General features: G+C 55.8%; 4 protein-coding genes. 1 reads left to right on the forward strand and 3 read right to left on the reverse strand.

The genetic code is table 11. From position 1 onward, the window contains the following. Window positions 1–38: 38 nt before the first annotated feature. A complete protein-coding gene (locus Fuma_RS13630) occupies window positions 39–1,910 on the reverse strand; it encodes a hypothetical protein (RefSeq protein ID WP_077024621.1) in 1,872 nt (623 codons plus the stop codon). Window positions 1,911–2,332: 422 nt separating this feature from the next. Next, complete coding sequence (locus tag Fuma_RS13635; protein WP_083732034.1) at window positions 2,333–3,778, reverse strand: neutral/alkaline non-lysosomal ceramidase N-terminal domain-containing protein; 1,446 nt, start codon at window positions 3,776–3,778, stop codon at window positions 2,333–2,335. A gap of 354 nt (window positions 3,779–4,132) precedes the next feature. Here Fuma_RS13635 and Fuma_RS13640 point away from each other — a divergent pair, with 354 nt between their 5' ends. Further along, a complete protein-coding gene (locus tag Fuma_RS13640) occupies window positions 4,133–14,308 on the forward strand; it encodes a putative Ig domain-containing protein (RefSeq protein ID WP_077024622.1) in 10,176 nt (3,391 codons plus the stop codon). On the opposite strand, the gene Fuma_RS13645 is transcribed toward Fuma_RS13640, so the two are convergent. Next, the gene (locus Fuma_RS13645) at window positions 14,289–15,461 is read right to left on the reverse strand and encodes an ISAs1 family transposase (protein ID WP_077022421.1); all 1,173 of its coding nucleotides are present in this window, start codon (window positions 15,459–15,461) and stop codon (window positions 14,289–14,291) included. The genes Fuma_RS13640 and Fuma_RS13645 overlap by 20 nt on opposite strands. Window positions 15,462–15,559: the final 98 nt, after the last annotated feature.

Raw genomic sequence — 15,559 nt, forward strand, 5'->3', positions numbered from 1 at the left:
GCTGCCCGTCGCGGCTCACTCAGATTTTCTTCCGGCGCTTACTTCACTTCGAGCGTTTCACTGTTCTCTCGTGTTGCCGTCACGTGTTCGAGACTCTGTTTATCGTCGCCATCGATGACATGGATCGTATAGTCTGCATCACGAAACACCTTCGGCTGGAATGTGGACAAAGGAACTCGCAGCGTGTACACGATATCACCGTAGGTTTCGTCCACGACTTGAATCACGGGCCGCTTGCCGTCGGCAAATTTTAGCGTCGGCAGATACGCGGTTGCGTTGCGGCCGTAGTTGTCCACCTGGTCGATTGTGATCGGCCATCCGGGATACTGTTCCGCATCTGCTGCCGTCACATCGACGCCTCGAGGCCAGCATTCCATGGTAATCTTACGCGTACCCGTGTCGAATCGCACAAGCCCATAACCGGCCGCTCGTTCGCCCCATTCGCCGCCGTATTTATTGCGGCGAGCTTCATCTGGATTGGCGTACGCGTACATCGTCATCTTGTTACCGAAGCCATCGTAGTAGTCGCCCAGATCTGGAAGAGGGCCTTCGATTTTGTGTTCCGGTCCTTCCAGCGGCTCCCACCAGCGGTTGTAGTAGTTCACAACAGACGGAACACAAAACGAGTATCCCGAATCGCCAAACTGGTTAATTCCGTGATGCACGACGGTCGCCAAATGCTGGTCACCCGCCAACATGAATCCGTACGCTTTGCGAATTTCCACCAACGCCTTGTTGCGCCCGTGTTGTGGCCAGCCATTGGAATCCAAATCGGCCAGTAGGCGGTTCGGATACTTGCCGTGACGATGAGCCGCGTTGGCCAGCACTGTTTGAGACAGCGTGGCTTTGAAATCAACACCGTCCCATTGCGTCGCCCAGTCCCTCAAAAACTTTAGCTGACGTTCGCCATACAGCCGTGCGTCCGGCAGGTCGACTGCCTGACGGTCGTACGACGGATCGTTGATGTGGTCGGGACGCGGCCCCAGTTGAGGAATCACGCCATTGGGACCCGTCTTAAATTTACGGTCTTCAATGATGGCGAAACTGACTCGACCAATCTTTATGTCGGTGTAGTACACGCCGATGCCACGTTGAGCGGGCGTCGGATCGTAAGGATCGGGCATGTGCCAGGTTTGAGCGTCCTGGACAGAATTCACGTATTGTGTCGAGTAAAAATAGCCACCATCGTTCCCGGTCGGATCTGGCGCCTTCACACCGTTTTCGCCCCACACGTTCCCCTGACCGATGTCGTGGTCGTCGGGCAGGCACACGATCGGCCGATCTTTAATGATGTCACCAAACTGTAGTCCGAACAGCAGCCAGGCCTGAAAATGCAGCTTGTGGTCGTAAGACTGGTCTCCGGAAAAGAACAGCAGGTCCGGATCCTGAGCTTTAATATTGGCAATAATGTCTGGCTTCAGCCGCCGGTCACGATTGGAATTTCCTGTGAACGCGGCGATAACAATTTCCTTCTTGTCGATCGGATCGCGACGGATCGTACCTTCGTAGCTCGACTTGCCGCCCGCCGCCGTTACTCGATAAGCGTAATCCTGACTACTGTCCCAATCTTCCGTTCGGAAGTGAGCGTTCCAGCGTTTGAGCTCTCCCTGAGGATCGCCCATCAGCTCTTCGCTCACTTTTTCACGACCGATCTCCTTCCATTCGCCGCCTTCCTTAATCGACAGCACGACATCGCGGTCGGCGTCATCGGGCAGCGGAAACAACTGCACGGTCATTTTCATCACGCCGTTGTGGACCGTGTACGGTGCGAAGACGATCGAATCTTCGATGGCCACCTGATGAATATCAAACGGCCACTTGGCGTTCATGTTGCGATTACGTTGCTGACCCGATGCGGGCGACGGCAACAGCAAACACGGCAGCAGAGCGAGGAAAATATATCGAGTCATCGATCGACCTTCGGTGGCGTGGAAATTCCTGTGAGCGAACCGCCCCGATACAAACGCCAACTCTGTTTCATCGGCGCGGATGCATTCGGTTCAGAGCGTGTACTTTGAGGACCAACGCGACGTTGTTCAAGCGAGTCGCCATTCAACTGCGTGGCGAATGGACGCTGAACACAGATAAATCCGCAGGAATGTTGATCATTCGTGGATCACCAAACTCGCTCGTTGCCACCGATGACCGGACGGCCACGCGTCGTTGTCACCTTGCGGAATTGGCAGCGCGGTGTGTGGCCGGGCTTGGAACGAGGGACGAGTGAATCCGCGGGGTTTCCTTCGCTTCGCTAAGTCCAACCCCGGCCACACCGCCCCCGAAACGCCTTGCGGGAGCGGTGAAGTTGGCGCAATTAGTGTCAATGCAGCTTGGTCTATTTCTGCTTCAACTTCTTCTGCAGTTCCAGCAACGTTGCAGTGATCTTGCGAGACGCTTCGAATTCGACATTGTTCGTGCCCAACCATGTTTCGTATCCGCCCAGCTCATGCTGTTCGGGGGTGGGCAGGTAGCCGAACGATCCGTTGGCCAGTTCGATTGTGAATGTCTTTTCGAATGGCGTCGCGTCTTTCAGTTCGAGGCCGATCTCGACAAACGTTTCGAACGGAATGGCCGAAATCGCCAGATCGCCAATCCGCAACACCTGCATTGTCGCGTCAATGGAATCGGGAGCTTCCGTCAGGTTTTGCAAGCGAGTGGCGTAGATCGCTTCTCGGCGATACTTCTTTGGGGCGGCTTCGATTTTGTCTTTGAGGCTTTCAAAGTAGGCCAGCGTTTCCGGTGTTGGTTTGCGGACCTCTAATGTCAATTCTTTCGCGGCGCCGGCGACCGGAACCCAATCCTGAAATTTCACGCTGCCGTGAGCTTCATACACTTTGGTAGCCACCTTTTCGGCCACTTCCTGCATTTTGTCGTAGCGCTCACGACTCGCCGATCGTTCGCGAAAGTTAATGTTGTTGATATCGCCGCTGGTGCCATTAGACATGATGCCAACGAACGGGATGGTCTGATCGGACGCGCCCAGTTTCTGTTCGATGTACTTCGCAAAGTAGCCAAAGTAGTCGGCGGAAATATCACCGCTCTTCACGCCGCCGACATAGTGCAGCGAATAGTTCGCCAGCAACGCAATCGGACGGCCGTCCACACTTTGCACAGAAACAAACGCAACCTCAGGATCGATCGGCCCCGCCGGTTTTACCAGACTTCCGCTGCCACGCGATGGATTCATGCGGACTTTGTCGACGCCGCCAAACGGGTTCTTCAGTTGATTCGGATCGGTCGTAAACCAGCGTCGGTTGAAGACTTCGGTTTCTTCCGTGGCTGATCCCCAGCCGATTTTGGCCGGTTCCAGGTTATTGATGGCTCGTCGAACGCCGTCAGAAATTCGGTTAGCCACAAACTTCTGGTAATCGTTTAACTCCTGATCTCGCTTCACCTTGCTGGCACCGCGAGCCGTGGTGGCAGAATGCGTATGAGTGGACGCCAGCAGCAGGTTCTGTTTGGGAATTTCGGTGGCGGCGTGGATTTGATCCTTCGCCGCATCGAATACTTCGCGAGGAATGCCAACATTGTCGCACAGCACAATCGCAATTTTGTCGCTGCCGTCATCCAGCACCAGGCAGCGCGCGTGAAGTTCGTCGTGAACGTGCGTGGCCGGAATTGGCACCCACCCGCCCACGATCATTTCTCCCAGCGGTGGAGTGATGTTACTGGTCGCGGCTCCGGCCTGGAACACTTTTCTCGCGTCCTGAGCCACCGCGGATGGGCCAGCGATCAGGGCGACGGACAGAAAACCAAAACATAACAGGGCAGGCAAACGCATGAAGGACTTCCTTCGGAGGGGGAAAGCGGCGAGAGAACGAAGAAGTGTCGTTAGTTCGGATTCTGACAAATAAACGGGCACAGATGCAACCGAACGGAGTGTTCGCAATTAACGACGACGCGGGTGAACGCGAGCCCCCGACACACGGCCTGTCTGTTCGCGAAGGGACGCCCGAACGCAGTTTCTGCGGTCCCGAAAAAAAGTTTTCAAAATCGCTGTCCGATCTCTGCGCGGATTTCGTTGATCTCCCCTGGAAGGAGTCTCATGATGGTTGGCCGCGCCGGCCAATCGGTCGTCTGAGCAGTATTGGCTGCTGGCGATGCCGACGCACTTCTGATCACTTAAGGGCTAGCGATGAATTTACGCTTCTGGTTGACGAAAACGCGGATCTGGCTGCGAAACCTGCTGACGGCACGAGTTCGAAATCACCGCAGAAACCGAGCGTTCACGCAGGCTCGTTCTCCGTTTGCGGAGTTTCTGGAGCCGCGTTTGCTGCTGACCGGCGGACACACGGGGTCCACCAGCGACCCAGGCGAATTCTACTACAGCCTCGCGAGTGCAAGCTACGTTTACGACAGCGACTATTCGCGAACGTGGGTTGACGATTCCGACATCATGAAGCTCACGATCGAGCCAAACGGATCGTGGCAGCATGAATTTTTCTTTGATGGAAGCGACGTCGGCCTGACGACCGGCGAAGAGGACATCGATGCGTTCGCCATTCGCGACGACGGCACGATTCTGATTTCCACATCGGGCTGCGTGAATGTCGCTGGCGTCAGCCACGCAGCGGGCGGTGATCTGCTGCGGTTTACCCCGACGTCGACGGGCCGCCACACAGCAGGCACATGGGAAATGTATGTCGACGGAAGTGACGTGGGCATCAGTCACTGGGAAAACATTGATGCCGTCTCTGAGCTGCCAGATGGTCGGCTGGTGATTTCCACGCAGAACAATGCGAAACTTAACGGGCTTAACAGTGTTCGGGCGCAGGATCTTTCTGTGCTGACGCTAAGCCGAACGGGCAATTACACGCAAGGGACATGGCAACGTTACCTCGACGGCAGTGACATCGGGCTGACAAGTTCGTCTGAGGACATCGATGCCGTGTCAGTCGGTGGCGATGGTTCAACCATTCACCTCTCGACATTAGGCACCGCCTACGTTTCCGGTCCTCGCGCGTACGATGAAGACGTATTCACGTTCGAAGCCAGCCATTTGGGCAGCTACACCTCCGGCAGCTATCGCAACAAGCTCACGCTAAACGCCAGCCATGCCGGGATTCCGTCGTCAAATGACATCGACGCCTTCCACGCGGCGGCCGCTGATCCGAGTAATCCGCAGTCACCTGTGATTGAAGACATCGGCAACAAGACGATCGATGAACTGATGGAGTTGTCGTTCACGCCAACGGCCACAGATCCGGACACACCCGTCGGCGATCTGGAATGGTCGCTGACGTCCGGCCCATCGGCGGCTTCGGTGAATGCCTCGACAGGCCGTTTCTCATGGACGCCGACAGAAGCCGACGGCCCGGGCTCATTTGACGTCACGTTGACCGTTTCCGATGGAGGCCGCAGTGACTCCGAAACGTTTACGATCACCGTTGCAGAAGTAAACACGGCACCAGAACTGTCCGCGATCGGCAACCAGATCATTAATGAAGGAGCGACGGTCTCCTTTGACGCGAACGCCACGGATGTCGATCTTCCCGCAAACACACTCACGTATTCCATCAGCGGCGACGTGCCGACGGGATCAACGTTCAACTCAACGACGGGGCAGTTTTCGTGGGACACCACGACGGCCCACGGCGGCAATTCTTACGACGTCACGGTGACAGTCAGCGACGGCCAACTTTCTGACAGCGAATCTTTCACCATCACCGTGAACAATGTCGGCGACGGCCTGGCAATCGAGCCCATTGATGATCAGTCAATCGACGAACTGGTGCCGTTTAGCTACCAGGTGGTCGCGACAGGTTCCAGCAGTGATGGATTGTTAAACCTTGACTTTGAAACTGCAGCCGACGGCGCCACGTTAAGCAGCGGAGATGTCATTGCTGAGCAGTTCGCAGCGATGGGGATTCACATTACATCGCATGATCCTGCGAATCATCCGCCGATGATCTTCGATTCCTCAAACCCCACTGGAGGCGATCGCGACCTGGGCACTCCGAATTCCAGGTTCGGCGGCCCGGGAATTGGAAACGGCGGCAAGTCAGGACGATGGAAAAATGATGTCGCTCGCGAAAACATTCTGATTATTTCGGAAGACGGTGATTCGCAGGATCCCGATGACCGAGCTCGCGGAGGCAGGCTGATTCTGACCTTCGATACACCAACGGCGATCGACGAAATCGGCCTGTTGGATGTCGATTCGGGACGAAATACAATTTACCTTTACGATGCCGCCGGACGTCGGATTTCGAAAGTCAATATTCCGCGGCGCGGTGACAACAGCCACCAGGTACTGGCGCTGAATGCAGAAGGTGTCAGTCGACTGGAACTGGTGCTGTGCGGTAGCGGAGCGATCACCGATCTGATTTTCGACCGTGACGGCACCCCGCCCACTGGCGGCGGACCGCTCACGTACGCTTTAGCCCCTGGTGCTCCAGCCGGCATGACGATCAGCGACACCGGCCTGATTGAATGGACTCCCACGGAAGCGCAAGGGCCAAGCGTTTACGATGTGACGGTTGAAGTCTCCGACGGTGCCAGCACGGTGACGGAAACATTTACGGTCACCGTCGCGGAAGTGAACGTTGCGCCTGTCATCACGCCGATCAACGATCAGACGATCGATGAATTAGCGGACTTCAGCTACCAGGTCGTTGCGAGCGATGCTGACCTGCCGGAAAACACGCTCACCTACTCACTGGCAACCGGTGCGCCGGACGGCATGACGATCAGCAATACCGGTCTGATCGAATGGACGCCCACCGAATTGCAGGGGCCTGGAATCTACCCGGTCACGGTCGAAGTTTCTGACGGTACTGTGACTGTGGCCGAAGATTTCCAGATGACGGTCGGCGAAGTCAACCTTGCGCCTGTCATCACGCCGATCAACGATCAGGCGATCGATGAATTAGCGGACTTCGGCTACCAGGTCGTTGCGAGCGATGCTGACCTGCCGGAAAACACGCTCACCTACTCACTGGCAACCGGTGCGCCCACCGGCATGACAATCAGTGATACCGGTCTGATCGAATGGACACCCACGGAAGCGCAGGGGCCAGGCGCTTACGAAGTGACGGTGGAAGTCTCCGACGGCACAGCCACCGTGACGGAGGCGTTTACAGTGACGGTCGATGAGGTGAACGCAGCGCCTGTCATCACGCCGATCAACGACCAGACCATCGATGAACTAGCGGACTTCAGCTACCAGGTCGTTGCGAGCGATGCTGACCTGCCGGAAAACACGCTCACTTACTCACTGGCAACCGGTGCGCCCACCGGCATGACAATCAGTGATACCGGTCTGATCGAATGGATGCCAACGGAAGCGCAGGGGCCAGGCGTTTACGATGTCACGGTGGAAGTTTCTGACGGCACGGCCACTGTGACGGAAGCGTTTACCGTGACCGTCGGCGAGGTGAATGTTGCGCCGGTCATCACTCCGATTGATGACGTGACCATCGATGAACTCTCAGACTTTAGCTACCAGGTCGTGGCGAGTGACGCGGACCTTCCGGCAAACACGCTCACCTACTCACTGGCAACCGGTGCGCCCACCGGCATGAACATCAGCGACACCGGGCTGATCACATGGACGCCAACCGAAGCTCAGGGACCGGACAATTTTGACATCACGGTAGAAGTTTCTGACGGCACAGTCACGTCGACTGAGCCCTTCCGAATTACCGTTGGTGAAGTCAACGTTGCTCCGGTGATCACGCCGATCGCTGACCAGACAATTGATGAATTATCGCCGTTCAGCCTGCCGGTTCAGGTTACGGACGTCGATCTGCCGACCAACGCCCTGGACTTCTCACTCGCCAGTGGTGCCCCGGCGGGCATGACGATCAGCGCATCGGGTGTGATTGAATGGACGCCGACGGAAGAACAGGGACTGGACGATTACCCGGTCACAGTGGAAGTGTCTGATGGGCAAGTCACGGTCACCGAGTCGTTCGTGCTTACTGTTGCCGAAGTGAATGTTGCTCCGGTGTTAGCGGAAATCGCCAATCAAGACGTGGATGAAGAAGCAGAATTCAGTCTGCAAACCATCGCTACAGACTCAGACATTCCCGCCAACACTCTGACTTACAGCCTCACCGGCACTCCACCCTCCGGTATCGCCATCGACAGCAACGGCCTGCTGACATGGACGCCTACAGAAACTCAAGGGCCTGGCACATACGCAATTACTGTTGAAGTGTCGGACGGCGAATTGACGGACTCGAAGACGTTCCAGATTGAAGTTGCGGAAGTGAATCAACCTCCGGTCATCGAAGAAATTCTGGATATCGCCTTCAACGAACATTCCGCATGGACTCTGCAGGTGGAAGCCAACGATCCGGACCTGCCCGTCAACGACCTGACATACGATCTGGTCGGCACTGTTCCGGCCGGAATGGGTATCGACACTGACGGCTTGATTTCGTGGACACCCACGGAAGCTCAGGGGCCTGCGTCGTACACCGTTAACGTCGAAGTATCCGACGGCAGCCTCACCGATGTTGAAACCTTCAACATCATGGTCAACGAACTGAACCAGGATCCGGCGCTGGCTCCAATCGGAAACCGAACAGTCGTTGCAGGCGAATCGCTAACGTTCACCGCTGCTGCAACCGACGGCGACATCCCGGTGAACAACCTGGTGTACTCCATCACCGGCGATGTTCCTGCGGCAGCCACCTTCAACTCGGTCACCGGTGAATTCGTTTGGAATTCTTCAACAACAGACACACCCGGCGATCTGGCCATGACGGTTACCGTGGACGATCAGGCGGGCGGCACTGATTCGGAAACTTTCACGATCACCGTTCAGCCTCCGGCCACATCGTCGATCACACTGACAGAAGACGACCGCTTCCAGACGACCGCGACGCAGTCCATCACCGTTCCCGCCGAAGCATCGTACTTCGAATTCGAAATCCTCAACCTTTCGTTCGACACCGATGCCACCGGGAAAATTAGCGACGCCTTCGAAGTCGCACTGCTGGACGCGGACGGAAACTCTCTGGTTCACACCGTCTCCGCCGATCGGGATTCCTACTTCAATATTTCCGAACCAGGAACCGAAGCTGCGGCTGCAAATACGATCGTGAGCGGAGCGATCGTCCGAGTCGACCTGTCGCACATACCGCCCGGCACAGCGGCGACGGTCGTCTATCGGTTGGTGAATAACGACAACGCGGCCGGCAACGACACAGCGACTACAGTCACCGTGTCAGAAGGCACGGTCATCGCGGGAGACCTGAACACGTCCGCCGGTGCAGCGGCCCTTCAGCAAAACGAAGCCACTGGCCCCGTGGACCTGACCACACTCACCGACGTGACAGGCAGCTTCAGTATTGAGTACGCTCAAACATCCTTTAACAACGACACCAGCACTTTGTTTGCGGACGTGTGGCTGACCAACAACGCCAATCAGCCGATCGATGGCCCGTTCATCATCGTCGTCGAAAACCTTACTGATCCACTTGTCGCCGCCACAGACTTTGATGGCCGGACAAACGACGGCAATCCGTACTACATCGTGGAAGATCTGTCCGATTCCGGATCGATTCAGCCGCACGCGACCACGCTTGCTCAAACGCTGACCTTCTTTAACCCGAACAATACCCCGTTCGACTACGAGCTGACCGTGCTGGCCGCTCCCAACGAAGCCCCAATCTTCACCAGCACGCCGATCACGCTGGTCGAAGCCGGTCGACCATACAGCTACGACTCCAACGCCGACGATCCGGATGGCGACACGCTGACGTATGAATTGCTGGCCGGTCCCGAAGGAATGACGATCGACTCTGCCACCGGTGAAATCACCTGGTCACCGGAAACGGGGGACGAGGGCAACCATTCTGTGGTCATCAAAGCGTCCGACGGCCGAGGCGCCTTCGACGAGCAGCAGTTCACCGTCGAGGTGCGCGATCTTGTTCCGAACCGTCCACCGGTAATTATTTCATCGCCGGTGACGCAGACGACGCTGTTTGGTGCGACACCGCAGGTCAACATTCCAACTACGATTGGCGTGTGGAATGCCACTCGCGCCGGGATAGACCTCAACTTCGACACGGGAACGGAGCTGGAAGATCTGCGTGACGACCTTTCCGCCAGCTTTCCAAACGGAACGCTGATCGGCACAAGCAGGCTGGGCGACGAATTCTTGTCTGGTGTCGATGTTCTCGCATTGCATGCCGCCGCAAGCGGATTCACAGAGATCAGTCCATTGACGGCTGCTGAACAAACGGCGTTGTTCAATTTCGTCAGGGACGGAGGCTCGGCAATTCTGCTTCCGGACAACGATGGTGATTTTGCCGCGTTCAGCGATTCGATCCTGGCACCTTTCGGCATGGATACGTCAGGCGTGATTAGCTTCCTCAATCGAGCTGACATCACAGCACCAGAGCACCCGATTTTCAAAGGGCCATTTGGTGAGGTGACCGGGTTTGACACATGGTTCCCGTCTCAGATTGTCAATTTCGGCGCCTACGCGACTTCCGTGGCGGCCCTTTCGGGGAATCGTTCTGTCGGTGCTGTGATTGAACCCGGTGCAATCGCAGAAGGAAGTGGTGGAGTCGTTGTCTTCTCCGACACGATTAGCGGCTATCCGGATGTCCCCGGTGACCAGGCTGAACGCACGCGGCTGTTCAAGAACTCGCTCGCGTGGCTGGGAGGAAGTAATCTCACACGCGAAGTGACTCCGGTCACCATCGCCGAATACGTCGAACTCACGCCGTCTGATTTGGGCTCCACATCGACCACCACCTTCAGCACTTTGCCGTCCGACGATGCGTCTGTCTTCGGGGCAGAATTTGCAAACGCCCAAAGCGTCAACTTCGACGTCGATCCGTTCGGTAACCCGATCCCCAGCGGCACGTTCATCACAACTCAGTACGAAAGTCTGGGACTGGTGATGAACAATTTTCAGGTCAGCAACAGTGTTTACGGTGGCCCGGCCTCCTCACCCAATGCTACCACGACACCCGCGGTCCCCGGCGAAACACTGGAATTCCAGTTTGTCGTGCCCGTTGTTGCAGTTGGCTTCATAAATACTTCGCCGGATCAGGATGAAATTGAATTTCTGGACTCTAAAGGCGAGATCATTTTCTCAACTCGCGATCAGAACGCAGAAGTTGGGCCGGATTTCGACACTGATCGTTTCGTTGGCGCAGTGGCGGACCCCAGTCGGCCGATCCATGCTGTTCGCGTGATCAACGCCGATCCGAACGGGTCCGGAAGGCTGGAACTGGACGAGTTGCTTTTTGTGCCAGCGCAAGCAACCTACGAATACCAGGTCGAAGCTCTCGATCCGGACTTTGACCCGATTCGCTATCAACTGGACGAAGCTCCGTCCGGGATGATCGTCAACGCAGCGACCGGCCTGATTTCGTGGGCCCCCGGTGCGGACGATGTGGGCACACATACTGTGCGCGTGACGGCCGCAGACGGCCGCGGCGGCACGGCGACTCAGGAGTATCAGCTGGTAGTTCTGGCTGACCCAACCAATACGGCACCTGTAATCATCAGCGATCCCGTCGACAGCTTTTTCATCCCCGGCTTCTCAAATCCGGCGAGCGGCGACGTCACACCGCAGCGAATCAGTCTGGACCTCGGCAACGGTGAAACCTTCGACGGCACGGTTTCGATCACGCTGCCAGCAGAAGCGGGGCGATTTGCTGACATCGTATTGGCTGTGGACGAATCGGGCTCAATGGGCGGCGATCAGGCATGGGTCGCAGACATGATTCCTTTGCTGGACAATGCGCTGAAGGCTCAGGGAATCGGCGATACGGTGCAGAACCCCAACCGCTTTGCGATCGTAGGCTTCGGTGGAGGGCGCGACGGGATCACGGTTGGTCACTTCCTGAATCAGGACAAGCCGACTAAGTACACACTGTACGGTCCCAGCAGCGAAGTGGTTGCAACGGGTTCGTACAACCAGGTTGTACCGGAAGAACTGCTGAACCTGTTGCTGCCGGATGACGGCCGCTATGTGCTCATCGTGGAAGCAGCCGACAATGCAGATCTTCTCGAAGGCATCGACATTGGAATTGAAGGCCAGGTTGTCGACGGCGTTCGCAAAGAAACTCTCACTCTGAACGAGATCATTGATGATCGACTGTTTCCCGGACAGCCGGTTGAGTATTCGTTTACACTAACTTCGCCCGCGCTTTTGAACTTTGATTCTTTAGAGAAAGATTCCCGGCTGCGGTGGACGCTGGATGGCCCGGCTGGCACGATCGCGAACGCTCTGCACTTCGACCTGTCCACCAATTCCGTATCTAATCAGATTTTTGATCTCACACCGGGGAACTACAAGCTGACGATCGATTCGATTGACGATGTCGCTGCCGACTATCGGTTCCAAATGCTGAACTTGCTGGACGCACCGCAGATCAGTTCCGGCGAAACGATGACCGGAGAGTTTGTGGAAGGCAACGAAACGTTTGTCTATCGATTCGATGTCGCGGAAAATCAGAGGTTTCAGTTCACGAACTCGATCACGGCGGTCAACGCCCTAAGCCAGTGGCGTTTAATCCGTCCGGATGGAAGCGATGTGACGTTGCCAGCCAGCGTGGGGCTGCCCACGGCCGGCAGTCGACCACTGGGAACAAATCAGCCGGAATTCTCGCTGCCTGACGCTGGTGAATATTTTCTGCTGATGGAAGCCGGGCACAGTCCTCACGAAGGTAACCAGGAAGTTCGTGTCCCGTCGATCTTTGAATTCACCGTCACAGTAGCCGACGCAGTCCCACCAACGTCTATCGCGCTGGGTGAGACGGTAAACGGTTCCATCGACTTCGTCGGCGATGCCGAAGTCTATACCTTCACGCTTAGTGAACGCACAAATCTGTATGTCGACGCTCTGACAGTGACGGGCTCTACGTGGACGCTGACGGGACCGGCCGGAACGCAGTCTCCCGTTCGATTTGACACCACAGACTCAATGCACAACGCAGATCCGGTGCTGAACCTTGCGTCTGGTGATTACAGCATACGAATCGACAGCAACTCATCTACCGGTCCGTTCGCTTTCCGGATTCTGGACATCAGTAATTCCGCTGCTGTGACTCCTGGAACGCCGTTCAGCGGGGAACTTACCTTGCCCAACGAGACCGATGTCTACAGCTTTGCCGCGAGCGCTGGCGACAAAGTTTTCGTCGATGTCGTCACCGGCAGCGATACCTCTAACACGAGATACCGACTCTATACGGAATACGGGCAGGAGGTATACGAATCGATTCGTCTGGAAGATTCCGGGGTGATTACTATCCCTGCAGACGGTACTTACACGTTGCTGGTTGAAGGTCAGATCCGCAATGAGGAACAGGATACCTACACAATCAATTTGGTTCCTGTCGTCTCGACCACTCAATCTCTGACTCTCGGGAGCCGCACCAACGGCACGCTGACGACGCCCGGGGAATCCGCCATTTACACCTTTAATCTCGGAGACGACACACAGCTTTACTTTGATGTCCTCACGAACGACTCGAATATTCTGTGGTCGTTGGAAGGACCTCGCGGCGAAGAGATCGATCGGCTGCGATTCGACCGAACGGATTCGTATGATCGCGTCGATGCATCCATTGACGCACGAGCGGGCGACTATCGATTAACGATTGAGGCCAGTGGTGATCATGTCGGCAATTACAGCTTCGCGCTGCTTGACCTGCTGAATCCAGCTCACACCACGACAGTGTCGCCGAATCCAGGAACTGCAAACCCTTCGGTCTCGATCACGCCAACTCCCGGACTCGATGCACTGCAATCACAGGTGTTCCGCTTTACCGCAGCTGCAGGTGATGAACTTTCCTTCGTGACCAGCGTGACTGGGTCAATCAACAGTTACTATCGAGTAATCGATGCCAACGGTATTGTGCATGTCCCCACTACGTATCTCACGACTGACCGACTGAACCAAACACTCACAGCCGGCGGTACCTACTTCCTGCTGGTGGAACCGCGGTTTAACAATGGCGACGTTGACGACTGGTCGATGGATATCGACTTTGTACAAAACAATGCTCCAGCGACTCTAACTGGCACAGCGCTGACAGTTGGGGCAACCACCAGCGGCAATTTGAATACCGCTTCGCAGGTTGACGAATACAAATTCACTGTGACAGAGCGTGGGAACTATTACTTTGACACGCTGACTAACAATAGCAGTATCCGCTGGGATCTCATTGGTCCAACGGGAACTCTTGTATCAAACCGTACGTTTACCAGTACCGATGCTCACAATCAGACCAACGTCGCTCTTGATCTCGTCCCTGGCGACTACCAGATTCAGATCGAAGCCAGCAGCGGAACCCCTGGCGCCTCAGGGCCAGCGCATACTAAGTTGTTTTGCCGGTAAGGATTTGCATCAAATAGTCAATGTTCCATCCGGCCATTCTTCTTTTCATGACGTTGCTTTGTTTGCCAGGATGTTTCTTGATGAGGCTGAGTGTGAGTCGTCTGAGCCATGACAAATTGTTCGCGAAGATTCGGTTTCGGACTCGACTCTCATCCTCGCGGTAGGTCATGTCGAGACTCCAGTGCAGCGTGTTTTCTATGGCCCAGTGACCACGAACCGTTGTTGCGAACAGCTCGCCTTTGCGACGCAGACTGCTGATGTAGTAGCGAACGTCAGAATGATGAATGCCGTCCTGCTCGTACATTCGGATCGCCGTTCCGATGGTCTTGAGTCCGGCCCATTTGTGGCCCACGTCAAAATCGACAGGCACGGTCGCCTGATAGTAGATTCTCTGTTCCTGCCGACCGTGTCCCTTCTCTGTTTCTTCATAGCGACTGACGGGACAGCGAGCGAAGTCATCCTCCAGGTGATCGAGAAAAAACTTCTGCACGACCTCATAGAGTTTCGGTTGGTTGCCTTTCAGGGCTAACACATAGTCTGCATTGCCAGACACGATCTGCTGCGCAATGTTTTTTTGACAACCCGCTGCGTCAATCGTAATGATCGCCTCATCGATATTGATTTCGTTCAGTAATTTCGGGATCGCGGTGATCTCGTTCGACTTCTCTTCCGTCGCCACCTGTCCCAGAGAAATCCCCTGATCAGAAGCCCACGCACTCACGATGAACAACGCACCCAGCCCATTCTTTTTGTCATGTGATCGACGGAGTGCTTTGCCATCAATCGCAATCTGTTTTCTGTAGCCTTCTTTCTGTTCGTCGGAAAGTCCTTCCAGCGATTCAATCCATTGCACGAAGCACGCTTGAAAGTCGTTCGGCTTCAGGAGAGAAAGGACGCGCCGGTACGTATCTTTTTTCGGAATGCCATGCGGAAGTGCCAGGTGTTTCTGCAGGCCATCGGCATTCAGTCGCGCCCATTCCGCAATCGCACTGGGGCCGTCGGCGTTGGCCAGCACTCCGCAAATGGCGATCACAATCACATCACCAAGCAGATGCAGACGATTGATGTTGGAACGCGGGTCTTTCAGTTGATCAAAGTAATGAACAATGTTTCCTGTCAGCTCCTGGGTGACCGCCAGTTCAACTGTCGACATCTCTTGTCCTCTCCTCGTGAAGTCCGATGTTACGACACGAAAAGACTAACCAATACTCACTTGTCGCGCCAGCCTAAATTGCCCAAAGTGCGCGCTGG

The organism is Fuerstiella marisgermanici, assembly GCF_001983935.1.
Taxonomy (GTDB): Bacteria; Planctomycetota; Planctomycetia; order Planctomycetales; family Planctomycetaceae; genus Fuerstiella; species Fuerstiella marisgermanici.

What these genes read in the sequence shown, in the direction of transcription:
- Fuma_RS13635 (WP_083732034.1), bottom strand. Translation starts at nt 3,778, where the DNA reads ATGCGTTTGCCTGCCCTGTTATGTTTTGGTTTTCTGTCCGTCGCCCTG.
- Fuma_RS13645 (WP_077022421.1), bottom strand. Translation starts at nt 15,461, where the DNA reads ATGTCGACAGTTGAACTGGCGGTCACCCAGGAGCTGACAGGAAACATT.
- Fuma_RS13630 (WP_077024621.1), bottom strand. Translation starts at nt 1,910, where the DNA reads ATGACTCGATATATTTTCCTCGCTCTGCTGCCGTGTTTGCTGTTGCCG.
- Fuma_RS13640 (WP_077024622.1), top strand. Translation starts at nt 4,133, where the DNA reads ATGAATTTACGCTTCTGGTTGACGAAAACGCGGATCTGGCTGCGAAAC.